The 17,842-nt window shown below is 71.0% G+C and carries 18 protein-coding genes and 2 tRNA genes; 11 read left to right on the forward strand and 9 right to left on the reverse strand.

Annotation, left to right across the window (positions count from 1 at the left end; translation table 11 throughout):
- Positions 1-100 precede the first annotated feature (100 nt).
- The 3 genes from PHA84_RS08105 (at position 101) to PHA84_RS08115 (ending at position 2,452) form a co-directional block, all read left to right on the forward strand.
- Positions 101-727: a mycothiol-dependent nitroreductase Rv2466c family protein gene (locus PHA84_RS08105; protein WP_442952855.1), complete on the forward strand. Its 627-nt coding sequence runs from the start codon at positions 101-103 to the stop codon at positions 725-727.
- Between the two features lie 26 nt (positions 728-753).
- A complete protein-coding gene (locus PHA84_RS08110; RefSeq protein ID WP_270887595.1) occupies positions 754-1,221 on the forward strand; it encodes a ribose-5-phosphate isomerase in 468 nt (155 codons plus the stop codon).
- A 136-nt stretch (positions 1,222-1,357) separates the two neighbouring features.
- Positions 1,358-2,452 carry a PP2C family protein-serine/threonine phosphatase gene (locus PHA84_RS08115; RefSeq protein WP_270887596.1) on the forward strand — a complete coding sequence of 365 codons (1,095 nt, stop codon included), beginning with the start codon at positions 1,358-1,360 and terminating at the stop codon, positions 2,450-2,452.
- 46 nt (positions 2,453-2,498) lie between these two features.
- Here PHA84_RS08115 and PHA84_RS08120 read toward each other — a convergent pair whose 3' ends face one another.
- On the reverse strand, positions 2,499-2,996 hold the full coding sequence (locus tag PHA84_RS08120; protein ID WP_270887597.1) for a DUF4395 domain-containing protein: 498 nt from the start codon (positions 2,994-2,996) through the stop codon (positions 2,499-2,501).
- A 42-nt stretch (positions 2,997-3,038) separates the two neighbouring features.
- Here PHA84_RS08120 and trmB point away from each other — a divergent pair, with 42 nt between their 5' ends.
- Entirely contained in the window at positions 3,039-3,809 is a 771-nt protein-coding gene (gene trmB / locus PHA84_RS08125) for a tRNA (guanosine(46)-N7)-methyltransferase TrmB (protein ID WP_270887598.1), read from the forward strand.
- On the opposite strand, the gene PHA84_RS08130 is transcribed toward trmB, so the two are convergent.
- Positions 3,801-3,871: transfer RNA gene (locus tag PHA84_RS08130), tRNA-Gly, on the reverse strand. The genes trmB and PHA84_RS08130 overlap by 9 nt on opposite strands.
- A 91-nt stretch (positions 3,872-3,962) precedes the next feature.
- Between PHA84_RS08130 and PHA84_RS08135 the strand changes: the two genes are divergently transcribed.
- Positions 3,963-4,036, forward strand: a tRNA-Pro gene (locus tag PHA84_RS08135).
- Positions 4,037-4,069: 33 nt separating this feature from the next.
- Here the strand turns inward: PHA84_RS08135 and PHA84_RS08140 are convergent.
- The gene (locus PHA84_RS08140; protein ID WP_270887599.1) at positions 4,070-5,497 is read right to left on the reverse strand and encodes a dihydrolipoyl dehydrogenase family protein; all 1,428 of its coding nucleotides are present in this window, start codon (positions 5,495-5,497) and stop codon (positions 4,070-4,072) included.
- A gap of 104 nt (positions 5,498-5,601) precedes the next feature.
- Entirely contained in the window at positions 5,602-6,798 is a 1,197-nt protein-coding gene (locus PHA84_RS08145; protein ID WP_270887600.1) for a S53 family peptidase, read from the reverse strand.
- Positions 6,799-7,179: 381 nt separating this feature from the next.
- Between PHA84_RS08145 and tig the strand changes: the two genes are divergently transcribed.
- Together tig and PHA84_RS08155 are read left to right on the forward strand one after the other, a co-directional pair.
- Positions 7,180-8,511 carry a trigger factor gene (tig, locus tag PHA84_RS08150; protein WP_270887601.1) on the forward strand — a complete coding sequence of 444 codons (1,332 nt, stop codon included), beginning with the start codon at positions 7,180-7,182 and terminating at the stop codon, positions 8,509-8,511.
- A 102-nt stretch (positions 8,512-8,613) separates the two neighbouring features.
- On the forward strand, positions 8,614-9,054 hold the full coding sequence (locus PHA84_RS08155) for a hypothetical protein (RefSeq protein WP_270887602.1): 441 nt from the start codon (positions 8,614-8,616) through the stop codon (positions 9,052-9,054).
- Between the two features lie 33 nt (positions 9,055-9,087).
- Here the strand turns inward: PHA84_RS08155 and PHA84_RS08160 are convergent, their stop codons facing one another.
- Positions 9,088-10,152 (reverse strand): LacI family DNA-binding transcriptional regulator, encoded by a 1,065-nt coding sequence (locus PHA84_RS08160; RefSeq protein ID WP_270887603.1) that lies wholly within the window; start codon positions 10,150-10,152, stop codon positions 9,088-9,090.
- 55 nt (positions 10,153-10,207) lie between these two features.
- Between PHA84_RS08160 and PHA84_RS08165 the strand changes: the two genes are divergently transcribed.
- From PHA84_RS08165 to clpX, 4 genes are all read left to right on the forward strand, one after another.
- Positions 10,208-11,449, forward strand: a complete 1,242-nt coding sequence (locus tag PHA84_RS08165; RefSeq protein ID WP_270887604.1) for an MFS transporter — start codon at positions 10,208-10,210, stop codon at positions 11,447-11,449.
- Between the two features lie 121 nt (positions 11,450-11,570).
- A complete protein-coding gene (locus PHA84_RS08170; RefSeq protein WP_442952856.1) occupies positions 11,571-12,218 on the forward strand; it encodes an ATP-dependent Clp protease proteolytic subunit in 648 nt (215 codons plus the stop codon).
- A gap of 11 nt (positions 12,219-12,229) precedes the next feature.
- Positions 12,230-12,901 carry an ATP-dependent Clp protease proteolytic subunit gene (locus tag PHA84_RS08175; protein ID WP_270887606.1) on the forward strand — a complete coding sequence of 224 codons (672 nt, stop codon included), beginning with the start codon at positions 12,230-12,232 and terminating at the stop codon, positions 12,899-12,901.
- Between the two features lie 191 nt (positions 12,902-13,092).
- Positions 13,093-14,367: an ATP-dependent Clp protease ATP-binding subunit ClpX gene (clpX, locus tag PHA84_RS08180; protein ID WP_270887607.1), complete on the forward strand. Its 1,275-nt coding sequence runs from the start codon at positions 13,093-13,095 to the stop codon at positions 14,365-14,367.
- A 53-nt stretch (positions 14,368-14,420) separates the two neighbouring features.
- Here the strand turns inward: clpX and PHA84_RS08185 are convergent, their stop codons facing one another.
- Genes PHA84_RS08185 through PHA84_RS08200 form a run of 4 tightly spaced genes read right to left on the reverse strand, consistent with a single transcriptional unit; the run spans position 14,421 to position 17,838 of the window.
- A complete protein-coding gene (locus PHA84_RS08185) occupies positions 14,421-14,948 on the reverse strand; it encodes a hypothetical protein (RefSeq protein WP_270887608.1) in 528 nt (175 codons plus the stop codon).
- On the reverse strand, positions 14,948-16,348 hold the full coding sequence (locus tag PHA84_RS08190) for a DUF58 domain-containing protein (RefSeq protein ID WP_270887609.1): 1,401 nt from the start codon (positions 16,346-16,348) through the stop codon (positions 14,948-14,950). The genes PHA84_RS08185 and PHA84_RS08190 overlap by 1 nt, the downstream gene beginning before the upstream one ends.
- Complete coding sequence (locus tag PHA84_RS08195; RefSeq protein ID WP_270887610.1) at positions 16,345-17,337, reverse strand: AAA family ATPase; 993 nt, start codon at positions 17,335-17,337, stop codon at positions 16,345-16,347. The genes PHA84_RS08190 and PHA84_RS08195 overlap by 4 nt, the downstream gene beginning before the upstream one ends.
- On the reverse strand, positions 17,338-17,838 hold the full coding sequence (locus PHA84_RS08200; protein WP_270887611.1) for a hypothetical protein: 501 nt from the start codon (positions 17,836-17,838) through the stop codon (positions 17,338-17,340).
- Positions 17,839-17,842: the final 4 nt, after the last annotated feature.

Here is a 17,842-nt window from a genome sequence, read left to right on the forward strand (position 1 = left end):
CCTGGGTGAGGTCGAGTCGGTTCTGCGCAAATCCTCGCACGACCCACCGACCAGCCGACTGGTTGGCCGCCTCGGCGAGGGCAGTGGCAGGATTGGTGACGTGAGCCCGACAGCACCCGAAGAGTCCCGTTCCCGCGCAGAGTTCTGGTTCGACCCGTTGTGTCCCTGGGCGTGGATGACGTCGCGCTGGATGATGGAGGTCGAGAAGGTCAGGCCCGTGGACGTGACATGGTCCGTGATGAGCCTGTCCGTCCTCAACGAGGGTCGGGAGCTGCCCGAGCAGTACCGCGAGCTCATGGACCGGGGGTGGGGACCGGTGCGCGTGGTCGTGGCCGCAGCCGAGCAGTACGGCGACAAGGTGGTGAAGCCGCTCTACGACGCGATGGGCACCCGGATCCACCTCGGTGGTGAGAGGGACCTCGCCACAGTCGTCGCGGGCGCCCTCGACGAGGTGGGGCTCGACGCGGACCTGGCCAGGTTCCTCGAGCTCGACGACCACGACGACCTCCTGCGCGCCAGCCACCAGCGCGCCATCGACCTCGTCGGCGACGAGGTGGGCACCCCCGTGATCGCCGTCAACGGCCAGGCCTTCTTCGGGCCGGTCGTCAGCCCGGCCCCCAAGGGTGAGGCAGCCGGAAAGCTCTGGGACGGCTGCGTCCTCGTCGCCGGGACGCCCGGGTTCTTCGAGCTGAAGCGCAGCCGCACCGTCGGCCCGATCTTCGACTGACCGCGACAGCCCAAGGAGCCCGACGCATGCGCGTTCACATCGGCGGCGACCACGCCGCCTACGACCTGTTGGGCGAGCTGGTCTCCTTCCTCGAGGCGCAGGGGCACGACGTGACGAACCACGGACCGCACGTGCTGGACGCCGAGGACGACTACCCGGTTTTCGTGCTCCGGGCCGCGGAGGCCGTGGCGGCGGACCCGGAGTCCCTCGGCGTCGTGCTGGGCGGCTCGGGCAACGGTGAGCAGATGGCAGCCAACAAGGTGAAGGGCATCCGGGCCGCCCTGTGCTACAACGTCGAGCTGGCCTCACTCGCCCGTGAGCACAACAACGCGCAGGTCATCTCCATCGGCGCCCGGATGACCTCCGTGCAGGACGCCAGGGAGATGGTGGCCGCCTTCCTGGAGACGCCGTTCTCCCGCGCGCCGCGACACCAGCGCAGGATCAGCATGGTCGAGAGCTACGAGCAGGAGGGTCGGCTGCCCGACCTCCCGTGATGCGGGAAATCCCTTTTCCCGTCCAGCGCGAGCACTACGCTGAACGGAGGTCGCAAAGGGGGCGACCCGTCCAGTAGACACCCGTCCAGCAGACGCACGGGTGCCGTGCTCCCACCATGCCGAAGGATCTGGCCACGTGATCGTCGACAGGACGGTGTTCTCCCGCCGCTCCCTGATGACCCGCGTCCAGCGGTCGCGGACGCGCTGGACCCGGTGGACCCTGCCGACCACCGTGGCGGGCATCATCGCCGTGAACACGGCGCTCTGCTGGGCGATGGTGCAGTGGCCGCTGTGGGTGCCGTTCTCCGCGTTCATCCCCGTCGCGGTGCTGGCCGGCCTGTTCCTGCCACCGCGGATCCTGGCGGCGCTGGACGCCTGCATCCTCATCGCCGCGGCGTACGTCGTGGTGGACCGTGACAGGATGCCTGCGCTGTACGCGGCATACGGCGTGCTCGTCATCGTGATGATCATCATGTTCTGGGTCGCCGCCTCCCGCGCCCGGCTCGGCGTCCAGGGCAACCTCGGCGAGACCATGCTGGTCGACCTCCGCGACCGGCTGCGTACCCAGGGGGAGCTCCCCGAGCTACCCAGGGGCTGGGGCGCAGAGCTGGCGGTGCTGTCGGCGTACGGAGACTCGTTCTCGGGAGACTTCCTCGTCACCAGCAGGTCGGACGACATCCTCGAGGTTGCCCTGGTGGACGTGTCTGGCAAGGGGATCGCGGCCGGTACGCGGTCCCTGCTCCTGTCCGGTGCCTTCGGTGGGCTGCTGGGGTCGATGGCCGTGGACCGCTTCCTCCCCGCGGCGAACTCGTACCTGCTGCGACAGCACTGGGACGAGGGGTTCGCCACCGCGGCCCACGCGATGATCGACCTCGACAGCGGAGAGTTCAGCCTGGGGTCGGCCGGGCACCCGCCGGCCGTCCGGTTCGCGGCCGGGTCGGGGCGGTGGGAGGTGCTCGAGGGAGACGAAGGACCAGTGCTGGGCGTGACGGAGGGCCTGGCCTTTCCCCGGATGCGTGGGCGGCTGGGGCGCGGGGATGCTCTGCTGCTCTACACCGACGGTGTCATCGAGGTGCGCAACCGCGACCTGCGTGACGGCATCGACCGCATGCTCGGGACGGCTGAGCAGATGATCGGCCGTGGCTTCGAGGGCATGGCCGCGAAGATGTGCGCGGCCGCGCGGGCCGGTGAGACCGACGACCGTGCCGCCGTCCTGATCTGGCGTACCTAGCTGAGCTGCCGTACCGCGCTGGTCCGGCGTTGCCCGCTGCTTCCGGCTAGCTCGCCGTCTGCCGGGTCGCGGTCCGCCGGCCGATGTCGGCGCACTCGACGCAGATCGACTCCGAGATGACGCCCAGGCGCATCAGCCAGCCGAACACGATGCAGCCGACGCAGATGCCGGCGAGCGACTCCAGGGCCGGGAACACGACCATCACCACTGCGATCACCAGCACCGGAGTGCTCGTCCCCAGGAGCCAGAGCGCCGTCGCGACGACCGTGAGCGCCGCGCCGACGGCGGACGCGAACCGCTTCGGCGGGCCTGCGGTGTACCTGGGCCCGACGTTCAGCCGAGGACGGACGAAGCGCTGCACGAGGAGAGCGAAGGGACTGGCGGACGGCCCCCAGCCGCTGCGCAGCAGGAAGTCCACTGCCAGCACCGGGTACAGCCACCACTGGTGCGCGGCCAGCGCCACGACGGCCACCACGAGCACCACGGCGGCGACGAGACGCACCGAGATGTCGTCGACGATGTTCGGGAAGCGGGAGATGCGCATACACACATTATGGGTCACATAATGACGTGTTATCCACGGGATGTGGCATCGACCCTCAGCCGCAGCGCCGCATACCCTTGGCCGGTGGGCGTGGAGGCGCAGTTCAAGGGCCAGGTGCGCTCGTACAACGCCCGGCGAGGCCGGCTGTCGCCCCTGACGGTCGAGCGCCTGGAGACCCTTGGCCCTCGTCACAGCATCCCCGACGGGCCGCTCGACCCGGCGGTGGCCTTCGGGCGCCGGGCGCCCGTGGTGCTGGAGGTCGGCTGCGGCCACGGCGCCGCAGCCATCGCCTATGCCTGCGCCCATCCACAGCACGACGTCCTCGCCGTGGACGTCTTCACCCCTGCGTTGGCGCGGATGCTGGCGGAAGCGCAACGCCGGGGGCTCTCCAACCTCTGGATGCACCGCGGCGACGCCGTCCAGCTGCTGCAGGACCGCATCGCGCCCGCGTCCCTGCGCGCGGTGCACCTGTTCTTCCCCGACCCGTGGCCGAAGGCCAAGCACAGCAAGCGGCGGTTCCTTGCCCCGCACACCGTCGACCTGCTCGCCTCGAGCCTGGAGCGCGGCGGGCACCTCCTCGTCGCCACGGACCATGACCGGTATGCCGCGCACGCCAGGTCGGTGCTCACGGCGGACGGGCGGTTCACCGTCACCGGGGGGGAGCGACCCCCCTGGCGACCGCGGGACGGCTTCGAGGCCAAGGGCCTGGCCGCCGGGCGTCGGGTGAGCGAGCTCCGGGCGCAGCTCACGACTACGCCGGACGACGAACGAAGCCCCGCACCGAGAGGTGCGGGGCCCTTTCCGAGCGGGTGACGAGAATCGAACTCGCGTAGCTAGTTTGGAAGACTAGGGCTCTACCATTGAGCTACACCCGCGTGGGTCGGTGATGCCCCTTGTCGGGGCGGCCGATCCGAGGGGCTAGCCTAATGCCCGCGATCGCGTGGGCCGAAATCGGCTCGCCGTCCGCGGGGTATGGCGCAGGTTGGTAGCGCGTCCGCTTTGGGAGCGGAAGGCCGCCGGTTCAAATCCGGCTACCCCGACGAGAGACCAAGCAGGCAGGGGGCTCTCACGGCTCAGAGCCCGTACTCCTCGAGCAGCCGCAGCCAGATCTCGCTCATCGTCGGGTATGACGGCACCGCGTGCCACAGGGTGGCCAGGGGAACCTTCCCCACGATGGCGACCGTGGCCGGATGCAGGAGGTCGGCGACGTCCTGGCCGACGAAGGTGGCGCCCACCAGCACCCCCGCGTCCTCGTCCACGACGATGCGCGCCTGACCCTGGTAGCCCTCGGCCTGAAGGCCTGGTCCAGCCGCGGCGTCCATCGGGATGTCCACCACCCTTACGGTGAGCCCACGGTCCCGGGCCTGCTGCTCGGTGAGGCCGGTGGAGGCGATCTCGGGGTCGGTGAAGACCACCTGCGGAGGCCCGAGGGCGGTGGCCCAGGGCCGCATCCGTTCGCCGTCCATCGCTGCGCCCTTCGCCCGCGCCCCGACGCGGTCCCCACAGGCCCTCGCCTGGTACTTGCCCATGTGGGTGAGCAGCGCCTGGCCGTTGACGTCCCCGACGGCGTACAGCCAGGGAGTGTCCCCGGACGGTCCCTGCACCTCCATGTCGTCGTTCACCACGACGTACCCTCGGTCGTCGGTCCGGCCCCCGACCGACTCCAGGCCTAGCCTGCCGGTCCCGGGGTCGCGGCCCGTCGCCACGAGCAGCTCGTCGACGACCACGGTCGAGGCGTCGGCCAGCTCCAGGGTGACGCCGACCGCGCCATCGCGAGACACCCGCGTCACCTGGGCCCCGGTGCGTAGGTCCACCCCGTCGCGACGCAGCGCCTTGGCGACGGCCTGGCCGGCGAACTCCTCGTTGCGGGAGAGCAGGCCGTCGGCCCGTACGAGCACGGTCACCTCGGACCCGAGCGCCGCGAACACCTGTGCCATCTCGCATGCCACCACCCCGCCGCCGATGACCCCCAGCCGCTCGGGGATGCGACGGGTGGTGGCCGCCTCGCGGTTGGTCCACGGCTCGGCCTCGCGCAGGCCCGGGGTGTCAGGGACGAACGGCTCGCTGCCCGTTGCCAGCACGACGGCGTGCCGGGCGGCGACCCGACGGCCGTCGACCTCCACCAGGCGCTCGCCGAGCAGGCGTGCGGTGCCGCGCAGCAGCGTGATCCCGACGTGGTCCAGCCACCCGACCTGGCCGCTGTCGTCCAGCCCGTTGATCCACGTGTCGCGGCGGTCCAGGACCCCGACCGGGTCCACCGTTGCTCCCACGGAGCCCTGGACCCGTTGGGACGCCCTCGTGGCGTGGATCGGCCGGAGCAGGGCCTTGGTGGGGGAGCAGGCATAGAAGCTGCACTCGCCGCCGACGAGGTGCTTCTCGATGATCGCCACGCTCAGTCCGGCCTTGCGCGCGCGGTCGGCCGCGTTCTCCCCGACCGGGCCGGCCCCCACCACCACGACATCGAACTCGAGAGGCTGGGCAGCGGGCGTCGTGGGGTCCATCCCCCCAACCTAGGGCGCCGCGCACGACGGCGGCCCCGTACCGAGGTCCGGGGCCGCCGTGGTGAAGCGGGGTCTCCCTGACGGCAGGCGTCAGGAGGTGGACGTCAGAACGCGCTCGTGCCGTTGGGCGTGCCCAGGCCGGTGGGCCCGTCCCAGCCCGACTTCGCGGTACACCACGAGGCGCACGTGCCGTTGCTGCCCGACGTGACGTCGAACAGGCCGCCGCTGGCGGCGTACGGGAGGGTGTTCGCGTAGCCGGCCGTGTTGCCGCTGAGGGCGTAGACGGCTGCCACGATCGGCGCCGACAGGCTGGTCCCGCCGTACTGCGCCCAGGACGAGGACGTCTTGGTGGTCGGCGCGTACGTCGCGAGGCCGGTGTTGGGGTCGGCGACAGCCGAGACGTCCGCCATGGCCCGCCCGGAGCAGCTGGTCATGGCGGCGGTCTGGCCGGTCGGGGCGGCGTTCAGGGTGGTGCACCCGGACCCTGCGCCGTTCCAGACCGACTCCGACCAGCCGCGGCTGTTGGAGTCCCTGACGAGCGAAGTGCCGCCGACGGCGGTGACGTAGTGCGAGGACGCGGGGAAGCTGCCGCCCTGGTAGCCGTTGTCTCCGGTGGAGGCGGTCACCGCGAACCCGGGGTGGTTGTAGTAGCTCCCGTAGGTACTGTCCGACAGGTCGCCGCCGCCGTAGCTGTTGGAGATGGCCACGACCCCGGGCTGGCTGGCAGCGGTGTTCACGCCGGCCCCGAGGTTGGCGATGCTGGCGCTGGAGGCCTGGACGAGAAGGATCTTGCAGTCAGGGCAGGTGGCGGAGACCGCATCGAGGTCCAGCGCCTGCTCCCCGGCCCAGCCCACGTCGAACCGAGGCAGGGCGGTGCCGCCGCTCTGGTTCACGATCCGCAGGCAGCCGTTGGCCGTCGTGCAGGCCGGAAGTCCCCACTGCGACCGGTACACGCCGAGGTCGCGCTCGGCGTTGGGGTAGCCGTAGGCGTCGACGATGGCGACGGTGCGTCCACCGGAGGACAGCCGGGCCACCTTGTAGGCGTCCTGGATGTCGGAGGGCGTCTTGCCGGAGATCGCGTGGGGCGAGACGGGCTGGCCGGCCGGGTTCACGGCGCGGCCGCTGTCGTCGACCAGCTTGAGCGACCTGCAGGCCGCGACCTCGGGCGAGGACGGAGTCGCACACAGACGCGCTGCGTGGGCGCGGGGTGAGGGCGATGCGGATGCGGTGGTGACCGCTGTCGTGACGAGCCCCAGGGATGCCGAGGCAGCGAGCGCGACGGAGAGGATCTGCTTGCGCATGCGTAGTGTCTCCTGACCGGTGGAAAACGGGGGGCCGGTGCCGCCCGCGGTCGAAGAACATCGGAAAGAGCCGCTGGTCAGCAATACTTTTCGTCCCACTTCGGGCCCTTATGCGAAGAATTGGCAGAGGCGCGGAAAAGCCTTGACGAAAAGTCATGACGGATGTCATGGGTAAACGGCCCGCAGATGTGTCCCGCGGGGCTGCAGTGACGTGCGGACGCAAGGCCGCTGGCTGTCGCCGGGATGGGCCCGGCTCGAGTTCGGGGCGCCTGTCCCCAACGGCTACGATTGGCCCTGGGCCCGGTCGCCGGCTCGGCCCTCCACGGGGCCTTCGGCGTTAGCCGTTCCACCGTCCCTCCCAACGATCCTGGAGTTCCCGCAGTGAAGAGTGCCGTCGAGACCCTCAACCCGACCCGGGTCAAGCTGACCGTCGAGGTCCCCTTCGAGGAGCTCAAGCCGAGCCTCGACGCGGCATACGCGACGATCGGCAACCAGATCCAGGTGCCGGGCTTCCGCAAGGGAAAGGTCCCCAGCCGCATCATCGACCAGCGCGTCGGCCGGGGAGCGGTGCTGCAGGAGGCCGTCAACGAGGCCCTGCCGCAGTTCTACGGCCAGGCCGTGGAGGAGAACCACGTGCGGCCGATCGGCCAGCCCGAGGTCGACGTGACGGAGGTGCCAGCGGAGGAGGGCCAGGAGCTGAAGTTCACGGTGGAGGTGGACGTCCGCCCGGAGGTCACCCTGCCCGAGGACTTCAGCACCATCACGGTCGAGGTCGACGAGGCCAAGGCGTCCCCCGAGGACGTGGAGGAGCGCCTCGTCTCGCTGCAGGAGCGGTTCGGCACGCTCAAGGGCGTCGAGCGTCCGGTGCAGACCGGTGACTTCGTGTCCATCGACCTCGACGCCCGGATCGGTGAGGAGCAGATCGACTCCGTCACCGGTGTGTCGTACGAGGTGGGGTCGGCGAACATGCTCGACGGTCTCGACGAGGCGCTGGTCGGCATGTCGGCGCAGGAGACCAAGCGCTTCACCGCGCCACTGGCCGGCGGCGACCACGAGGGCGAGGAGGCCGACGTCACCGTGACGGTGCAGTCGGTGAAGGAGCGCGAGCTTCCGGCCCTCGACGACGACTTCGCCCAGCTCGCCTCCGAGTTCGACACGCTGCGCGAGCTCCGCGAGGACGTCACCAAGCAGGCAGAGCGCGCCAAGAGGTTCGAGCAGGGCGTCCAGGCTCGCGACAAGGTGCTCGAGCACCTCCTGGAGACGGTCGACATCCCCGTGCCGGACAGCGTCGTCGAGGCCGAGGTCCACGCCCACCTCGAGGGCGAGAACCGGCTCGAGGACGACGAGCACCGTGCAGAGGTTGACGAGAGCACGCGCAAGGCGCTGCGTGCTCAGTTCCTGCTCGACGCCATCGCCGAGAAGACCGAGGTGAAGGTCGAGCAGCCCGAGCTCATCGAGTACCTCGTCATGTCGGCCCAGCAGTACGGCATGGACGCCAACCAGTTCGCCCAGGCCATCGACCAGCAGGGACAGGTTCCGGCGATGGTGGCCGAGGTGGCCCGCCGCAAGGCGTTGGCCGCGGTCCTCGAGCAGGCGCGGGTGGTCGACACCCAGGGCACCGAGATCGACCTCAACGACGTGACGGCGACGGACATCGCGTCCGAGCTCGTCGGAGGCGCCGAGGACGAGCACGCGGGCCACGACCACGACTGAGCACGGTCAGCACGGCCAAACGTATGCCGCGCACCCCAACGGGGGGCGCGGCGTACGTCATAAGGGTGACCCGCATCCGGGCCCTGAGCCCGATCATGAGCCATGGACATCACGTCATTCCACCGCCTGCGTAGGGCGGTGCAGGAGAGCTCGCGGCCTGCGGCGTCGCAGGACGTGGCGATGGTGGAGCAGACCCTGTCGCACGGCCTGGTCGCCAGTGGCCTCTTCGCCGAGGTCGAGCTGGGGACCACGCAGGACCCGGACCAGCTCGTCATCGGGCTGTGCCGCTGCACGGACGGCGTCCTGCCCTGGGAGGCGGGGATGGGGGTCCAGAGCCTGTGGAGCCGCCTCGCGGCGCACCACCAGTGGGAGGCCCACCATGTCGGCGCCACGGACTCACTCATGGAGTTCGAAGGTGCCCTGACCGTGGACAGCAGCGGCCACTACCTGACCGTGCACCTCGTGGCCGAACCCGCCGTCCCTGCCGGGCTGGAGCAACAGCGCCGGTCCGCGACCGCACCCTCCGCCGCGCTCGGGAGCTGAGGGAGCGCACGGGGGGCTGACGACGGCAGAGCGTCACCGTACGGCCGCGGTGGTCGTCCCCACTCGCAGGTCCGTGCCCTGCTCCTCGTCGGCGGGCCTGCGCCCTTCCAGCAGCTCTCGTAGCAGCGCTCCGAGCCGGCGGCCCTTGGCCTCACCGTGCTGGTCCATCGTCGTCAGGACGCCGGGAAACCATGGCAGCTCCACCCCGTCGAAACCCGTCACGCTGAGGTCCTGCGGCACCCGTAGCCCCAGGTCGCCCGCGGCCCGGACCACTCCCATGGCGAGCAGGTCGGACTGCGCCACGATCGCGGTGGGGCGCTCGCCGCCGTGGTCGAGCAGCAGCCGAGCCGCTGTGGCGCCCTGCTCCACGTCGGGCAGAGAGGTCTGAACCATCAGCTGGTGCTTGCCGAAGACGTCGCGGAACCCGAGGGCCCGGTCGCGGCTGTCGAGGAACACCGCCGCGTCCAGCTGGCTGGGGGTAACGGGGCCGGTGGTGCCCTCCGGCCCCAGCGGCATGAGCAGGTGTGCCACGCGGCGATGGCCGAGCCCCTGCAGGTAGCGGCTCACGGCCGCGCTGGCCCCGCGGTTGTCCACGCCGAGGTTCACCACCCGGGGGTCCGCCGGGGAGCCGTCGGCCAGCATGGGGATGCCGCGCGCCGCAAGGTGGTCCACGGCAGGGTTCTCCCTGGGCCCGCAGAGCAGGAAGGCCACCGCGTCAAGGGCTGACGCGGACAGGTGCGGCAGCACGCGCTCAGGGCTGCCCGCGGACTGAGCGATGAGCAGCATCCCGGCCGGGATCTCGTCGAGGACCTGCGAGAGTCCGTCCAGCACGCTCACGGCGAACGGGTCGCGGAAGGCGTGCAGCAGCCTGCCCTCCACCACGACCCCAACCACCCCGGACCTGCCCTGACGCAGTGATGACGCCAACGGGTCAGGGCCGGCATACCCGAGGCGCTGCGCTGCCGCCAGCACCCTCCCCACCGTCTCCTGCGCCACTGGGCCTTTGCCGCTGAACGCGAGGGAGGCGGTCGAGGTCGACACCCCTGCTGCCTGCGCCACTGCCCGAAGGGTGACGCGGGTTTGACGCGTCCCTGCCATGAGGGGAGACTATCGAATCGATTCGACCCATACCAAGGAACCGAGACCGACGCCCGTGCCGAGCCAGACCCCCGCCGCCGACCGCCAGCAGGTCCTCGCCGCCCGCAACGCCGTCTTCGTCGTCTTCGCACTGGCAGGCGTGGCGTTCGCGGCCTTCGCCTCCCGGATCGCGGACAGCAAGGCAGAGCTCGGGCTCAGCGCCGGGCAGCTCGGGCTGACCCTCTTCGCCGCGTCGGCCGGTTCCCTGACTGCGCTGCCGTCGGCAGGCCGGGTGGCGGCCCGGATCGGCGCGGCGCGCACCATTCTGACCGGCATGGCCGTGAGCTTCGCCGCGCTGCTCGTGGTCGCGTGGGCCGTCGATGTCGCGCAGTCCCGCTGGGTGATGGCCGCCGGCCTGTACTTCCTCGGCATGGGCGTCGGCCTGTGGGACGTCGCCATGAACCTCGAGGGCGCGGCTGTCGAGCGGCTGCTCGGTAAGACGGTCATGCCGCGGTTCCACGCCGCCTTCTCCGGCGGCACCGTGCTGAGCGCGCTCGTCGGGGCTGTCATGTCGTGGGGCGGCGTTCCCCTGCTGGCGCACCTCGCCGGGGCGGTGGTCGTGTCCGGGGCGCTGGGGCTGTGGGCGCTCCGGTCCTTCCTGCCGCGCGACGTCGAGGTCTCGGGACCGACCACCGCGCAGACCGCGACGCCGGGGGACGCTGCTCGCCCGCGGTCCGCCTGGCTGGAGCCCCGGACCCTGATGATCGGTCTCGTCGTGCTCGCGGCCGCCTTCACCGAGGGGACGGCGAACGACTGGGTGGCCGTAGGGTTCGTCGAGGGCCACGGGCTCCCCGCCTGGGCCGGGGTCCTCGCCTTCGCCTCCTTCCTGTCGTTCATGACGGTGGGCCGGCTGGTCGGCACGGGGCTCCTCGACCGCTACGGGCGGGTGCCGGTGCTCCGGGGCACCTTCGCGATGGCCGCTGCCGGCTCCCTGATGGTCATCTTCGGGCCCGCGTGGCTCGCCTACCTCGGGACGGCCGTCTGGGGCGTGGGCGCGTCGCTGGGGTTCCCCGTGGGCATGAGTGCCTCGGCGGACGACCCGGCGCGCGCGGCCGCGCGGATGTCGGTCGTGGCCACGGTCGGCTACACCGCGTTCATCGCCGGACCGCCGCTGCTCGGCTTCCTCGGCGACCACTTCACCGTGCTCAAGGCACTCCTGGCCGTCACGGTCATGGTGCTGCTGGCCCTGCTCGTCATCCCGGCCACCCGCGAGCCCGCGCGCAGCCCGGTGCCGGCGGAGGCCGCGGCGCGCTCCTGACCCACGTCGACGCCTGGGAGCCGCCGCTGCGCTCAGGGCGAACACGGCCCTGGTCGGGGACTTCGGGCCGCCACCTCCGCGTTAGGGTCACTGACAAGCACGAACCTCTAGCGATGGAGACATGGTGAGCACGCCACAAGAGATCGTCGCCGCCGACGAGCGGCCGCAGGGTGGTCTCGACGACCACATTTACAACCGTCTCCTCAAGGAGCGGATCATCTTCCTGGGATCCGACGTCCGCGACGACAACGCCAACGCGATCTGCGCACAGCTGCTGCTGCTCGCCGCCGAGGACCCCGGCAAGGACATCTGGCTGTACATCAACTCGCCGGGCGGGTCCATCTCCGCCGGCATGGCGATCTACGACACGATGAAGTGGATCCCGAACGACGTGGCGACGGTGGCCATGGGGATGGCGGCCTCGATGGGCCAGTTCCTGCTCTCCGCCGGCACCCACGGCAAGCGGTACGCGACTCCGCACGCCCGCGTGATGATGCACCAGCCCTCCGGTGGCATCGGCGGCACGGCCTCCGACATCAAGATCCAGGCCGAGCAGATGCTCTTCGTGAAGAAGCAGATGGCCGAGCTGATCGCGCAGCACACGGGCCAGCCGCTCGAGCAGATCGAGAAGGACTCCGACCGCGACCGGTGGTTCAGTGCCGAGGAGGCCCGCGACTACGGCTTCGTCGACCACGTGTTCAGCAGCGCCGCGCAGGCCGGTGGACGCACTGGCGCCGACGACGACAACCCGGTCACCGGGGACAAGTGAGGGATCGACAGATGAACTTCAAGGCCAACCCCCGGGGCGCCGGACTCCAGGTCCCGGCGGTCTACAGCCCGGCCAGCCGCTACATCCTCCCGCAGTTCGAGGAGCGCACCTCCTACGGCATGAAGCGGCTCGACCCCTATACCAAGCTCTTCGAGGACCGCATCATCTTCCTCGGCGTGCAGGTGGACGACGCCTCCGCGGACGACGTCATCGCCCAGCTCATCGTGCTGGAGTCGCAGGACCCGGACCGCGACATCCTGATGTACATCAACAGCCCCGGCGGCTCGTTCACGGCGATGACGGCGATCTACGACACCATGCAGTACATCCGCCCGGACGTGCAGACGTTCGTGGTGGGGCAGGCTGCCTCGGCGGCGGCCGTGCTGCTCTCCGCCGGCGCCAAGGGCAAGCGCTTCGCGCTGCCGAACTCGCGGATCCTCATCCACCAGCCGGCCCTGGCCGGCGGTGACTACGGCCAAGCCTCGGACATCGAGATCCAGGCGAACGAGGTGCTGCGGATGCGGAGCTGGCTGGAGGACACGTGGGCCGAGCACTCGGGGCGCACCCCGGAGCAGGTCCGCAACGACATCGAGCGCGACAAGATCCTGTCGGCGGCGGAGGCCAAGGAGTACGGCCTCATCGACGAGGTGCTCGCCTCGCGCAAGGCCTCCGCGGAGGACTGACCCCGCACTGCGCCCGGCACCCGAACCGGCCGCCACCGGCACCCCGTCGCCCTTGTCCGCCCTGAGCGGACAAGGGCGACGAACTGCCGACTCGACGGTTTCAATGGAGCCAAGGACGCGCCCCGCGCTGTAGCGTCGGAGCGTTGCTGTTCCGGATGGCCAGCACGGCACAGGAAGACGGAGGACTTCGCGTGGCACGCATGGGAGAGAGCGGCGACCTGCTGAAGTGCTCGTTCTGCGGCAAGAGCCAGAAGCAGGTCAAGAAGCTCATCGCCGGTCCGGGTGTCTACATCTGCGACGAGTGCATCGACCTGTGCAACGAGATCATCGAGGAGGAGCTCGCCGAGTCCTCCGAGCTCGGGCTCGACGAGCTGCCCAAGCCGCGCGACATCTTCGACTTCCTGGAGAACTACGTCATCGGCCAGGACGTCGCCAAGCGAGCCCTCGCAGTAGCCGTCTACAACCACTACAAGCGCATCCAGGCGGGCGAGGCGACCGGGAAGAAGGACGCCGAGTCCGTCGACATCGCGAAGTCCAACATCCTGCTCATCGGCCCGACGGGCTGTGGCAAGACCTACCTCGCCCAGACGCTCGCGCGGATGCTCAACGTGCCGTTCGCGATCGCCGACGCCACCGCGTTGACGGAAGCCGGCTACGTGGGGGAGGACGTGGAGAACATCCTCCTCAAGCTCATCCAGGCCGCCGACTACGACGTCAAGAAGGCCGAGACCGGGATCATCTACATCGACGAGGTCGACAAGATCGCCCGCAAGAGCGAGAACCCCTCGATCACCCGCGACGTCTCGGGGGAGGGCGTGCAGCAGGCCCTGCTGAAGATCCTCGAAGGCACGACCGCGAGCGTGCCGCCGCAGGGCGGGCGCAAGCACCCGCACCAGGAGTTCATCCAGATCGACACGACGAACGTCCTGTTCATCGTCGGAGGCGCGTTCGCCGGTCTCGAGAAGCTCATCGAGTCGCGCAACGGCAAGAAGGGCCTCGGCTTCGGCTCCGAGCTGCACACCCCGAAGGACCTCGCGGACTCGATCCACGAGGTGATGCCCGAGGACCTCATGAAGTTCGGGCTGATCCCCGAGTTCATCGGCCGGCTCCCCGTCATCACGACCGTCAGCCCGCTGGACCGCCAGTCGCTCGTCACCATCCTGTCCGAGCCGCGCAACGCCCTGGTCAAGCAGTACAAGAAGATGTTCGAGATCGACGGGGTCGAGCTGGAGTTCACGCAGGATGCGCTGGAGGCGATCGCCGACCAGGCGCTCAACCGCGGCACCGGGGCTCGCGGGCTGCGCGCGATCATGGAGGAGGTGCTCATGCCGGTCATGTTCGACGTGCCGAGCGACGACGGCATCTCCCGCGTCGTGGTCACCCGCGAGGTCGTGAAGGACAACGTGCTCCCCACGATCGTGCGCCGCGACGAGGAGCCGAAGCGCACCCGCAAGCGCTCGGCCTGACGCGCGCCGTCACCGCCGGAAACGCTCAGCTCAGCACGCTCAGCTCAGCACCGTCAGCTTCTTGGCTCCCGGGACAGCAGCCACACCGCCGCGGTGAGGATCGCCGTCCCGGCGATCGCGGCATACGTGAACGAGACCCTGCCCGCGACGCCCTGCTGCGCCGTCACGGCCGTCACCGCCCACACCGGTACGACGAACAGGGCTGCGAGACTCGCGCGACGTAGCCATCGGCGCACCGTCCCGGCCGCCAGGGCCGCACCGGGCGGCAGGCTCGCCGCCAGGCTGGCGCTGAGGTGCACGGCCAGCACCAGCCACGCTGCCACGAGCACCCACCCCCACCCCGAGACCGTGAAGGTGGTGACGGTGGGCAGCGGCACGGCCACCAGCCAGTGCAGGACGTGGCCGCCCACCAGCACACCCACGACGGGCGAGTCGGGCACGGCGCAGGCGTAGGCGGTGAGCCCGACGACGACCACTACGGCTACGACCACCGGATGGCCCGAGCGCAGGACGGTCAGCAAGAGCAGCCCCAGCGACGACGCCGCGAGCAGCGCACGCACTGCGACCTGAGAGCGGGCCATCATCTCGTCACCACGCGGGGCGAGCGAGAGCGGCGGCCAAGGTCGCGAAGCACCAGGTCCAGGGTTCCGGGGCCGGCCCACGGCACGACCGGCACACCCGCATCCCGGGCACGGGTCATCTCCCGGCTCCGCTCCATCAGCCGCAGCCGCCACGCCAGACGGGCCAGCTCGGGCCGCTGCACCGCCGAGCCGGCCAGCTGTTCGAGCCGGCCGGCCTCGAGGTCCGGGCCGGCCAGGTCGGGCGGCAGGGTGTCGACCGTGACGACGGCGACGCCTCGCCGCGAGAGGGCCAGCGCGTGGGCCAGCACCTGCGGCGAGATGGCAGGGGTCAGGACCACGGCCAGGGTCCCCGCCCAGACGTGGTGCCGCAGCTGGGTCCTCAGTCTCTTCTCGTCGCTCACCGTACCGTCGGCGACAGTGACGCGGGCCAGCACGTCGAGCAGCCGCCGCAGGTGGTTCCCGCCCGCAGCCGCTCGCACCTGAGGCAGGTCCCGCGCTCCGAGCACCAGCAGCCCCACGCGGTCGCCGGCCCGCAGGTAGTGCTCGGCGATGGCTCCCGCGGCCCGGACAGCGTTGTCCAGGCTGCTGCTGGCACCGCCGACGCCCTCGCTGCGCCCGAGGTCGTGCATGGCGTCGACCAGTAGCAGGATCTCGCTGTCCTGGTCCGCGTGCGTGGCGGTGACGTGCAGGGCACCGGTGCGCACCGACACCGGCCAGTGCACCCGACGCAGACGGTCCCCGAACCGGAAGGGGCGGATCTGGTCGAGCTCGCCGCCCTCTCCCTGGTGGTGCGAGCGGTTCTGCCCCACCAGCCCGTCCGGCCTCGGCACCGGCACGCGCGCGGTGAACCGGTCCGGCAGAGGCACGGTCGGCACTGCGGGCAGCGAGACGGGCTCCGGCTCCCAGCGGTAGGCGCCGAGCGGGCCGGTGAGGGCGACGGTCGCGGGACCCAGCACCCGGTGACCCCAGCGGGTGCTCTGGCAGACGACCTCGAGCCGCAGCGGTTCTCGCGGCTCGGCACCGGGACCGGGACGAGGACTGCCACCGAACGAGCCCGCGACCGAGCGGGAGCCCGGTGTGTAGAGCGTGTACGGCGTGGCCAGCAGGGAGACCCCCGCCTCCTCCACCCCCTCGGCGGCGTCCACCGTGGCGAGCCAGCGCGTGGCCTGGCCCTCCCGCAGGACCGGGTGCTGGACCCGTGCTCGCACCACCGGTGACGACGAAGGCCGACGGACCGTCGACCACACGGCCACCACGAGCAGCGGCGAGCCGAGCACGAGCGCGTCGGGACGGCGCAGCAGCACCGACAGCCCCACGGACGCGAGCCCCAGCAGGAGCGCCCGGACATGCGCCGGGGTCACCCGCCACCGCGCCTGCAGGTCTGTTCCGGCCGCGCTCACGGCCGCTCGAAGCCCGTGCGCGGACCCGCCGTCATCGCCGCAGCGGGCGTCGGGACAGACCCCAGGACGCTGTCGACCACGCTGGCCGCGGACACGTCGTTCATCCAGAGCTCGGGGCGCACCGTCACCCGGTGGTCCAGGGCGGCGTGGGCCACCTCCTTGACGTCCTCGGGCACGACGTAGTCGCGACCGCGGAGCACGGCATACGCCCTGGACGTCAGGAGCAGCGCCAGCGAGCCGCGCGGCGAGGCTCCCATGAGCAGGCTCTGGTGGCTGCGCGTCGCCGCCACGAGGCGCACGCAGTACTGGCCTACGGCCTCGTCCACCGTCACCGTCTCCACCGCCTGCTGCATCTCCAGCAGGCCGGCCGCGTCGGTCACCCGGCCGACCTCCTGGGCCTCCTGTCGACGAGCCATCCGCCGCTGCAGCACCTCCCACTCCTGCTGAGCGGAGGGGTAGCCGAAGCTGACCCGCAGGAGGAACCTGTCCAGCTGCGCCTCGGGGAGCGGGTAGGTGCCCTCGTACTCCACAGGGTTGGCGGTGGCGAGCACGTGGAAAGGCCGCGGGAGGGCGAACGTCTCGCCCTCCACGGTCACCTGGCCCTCCTGCATGGCCTCGAGCAGCGCCGACTGCGTCTTGGGCGGCGTGCGGTTGATCTCGTCGGCGAGCAGCAGACCGGTGAACAGGGGGCCGTTGCGGAACGTGAACTCGTGGCTTCGCTGGTCGTAGAGGAACGAGCCGGTGAGGTCGCTCGGCAGCAGGTCCGGGGTGAACTGGGCACGGGCGAAGTCCAGCCCCAGCGCCTGGGCGAACGAGCGCGCGGCCAGCGTCTTGCCGAGCCCCGGGAAGTCCTCCATCAGCACATGTCCTCCGGCCAGGACGCCGCTCAGGACGATCTCGAGGCTGCGCCGCTTGCCTACGACGGCACGCTCCACCTCGGTGAGGATGTCGGCTGCGCGGGCGGAGACCTGGTCGAGGGTCAGGGGCACTTAGAGCTCCTCCAGTCTGGTGACGAGGCGTGCCAGCCGGTCGGCCGCCACGGGGCTGGTCGGGGGTTGCCCGAGGTAGGCGGTCAGGTCCGGCCCCAGTGCGCTCGTGGCCCCGTCCGGGTCCTGGTCCGCCTCGATGCCGCGGCGGTCGCGCAGGCGCTCGTGGGCCAGGCCGGCCAGGACGGCGTGCAGCCTGGCGGCGGAGTCCGCGTCGCCCTCGGCGCAGCGGTGCAGGTCGCCTGCGAGCCGGTCGACGCGGGAGTCGACCCCCCGGGGCGGGGTCGTGGGCGCGAACCGGTTGGACCAGTCGGTGGGGCGCTGGCTCTGCCAGAGCCACTGGGCCAGCAGGGCGAACGAGGCGACGAGCGCCAGGCAGGCCAGCAGCAGCCCGACGCCGGCCAGAGCCGGAACGGTGACGGCCGCCGTCCCGACGAGGACTGCCACGACGGCGCTGGTCATGAGCTGCTGGGCGGCCGAGAGGCGTGCGAGGCGCTGTCTCATGCTG

The organism is Pedococcus sp. 5OH_020, assembly GCF_027812955.1.
Taxonomy (GTDB): Bacteria; Actinomycetota; Actinomycetes; order Actinomycetales; family Dermatophilaceae; genus Pedococcus.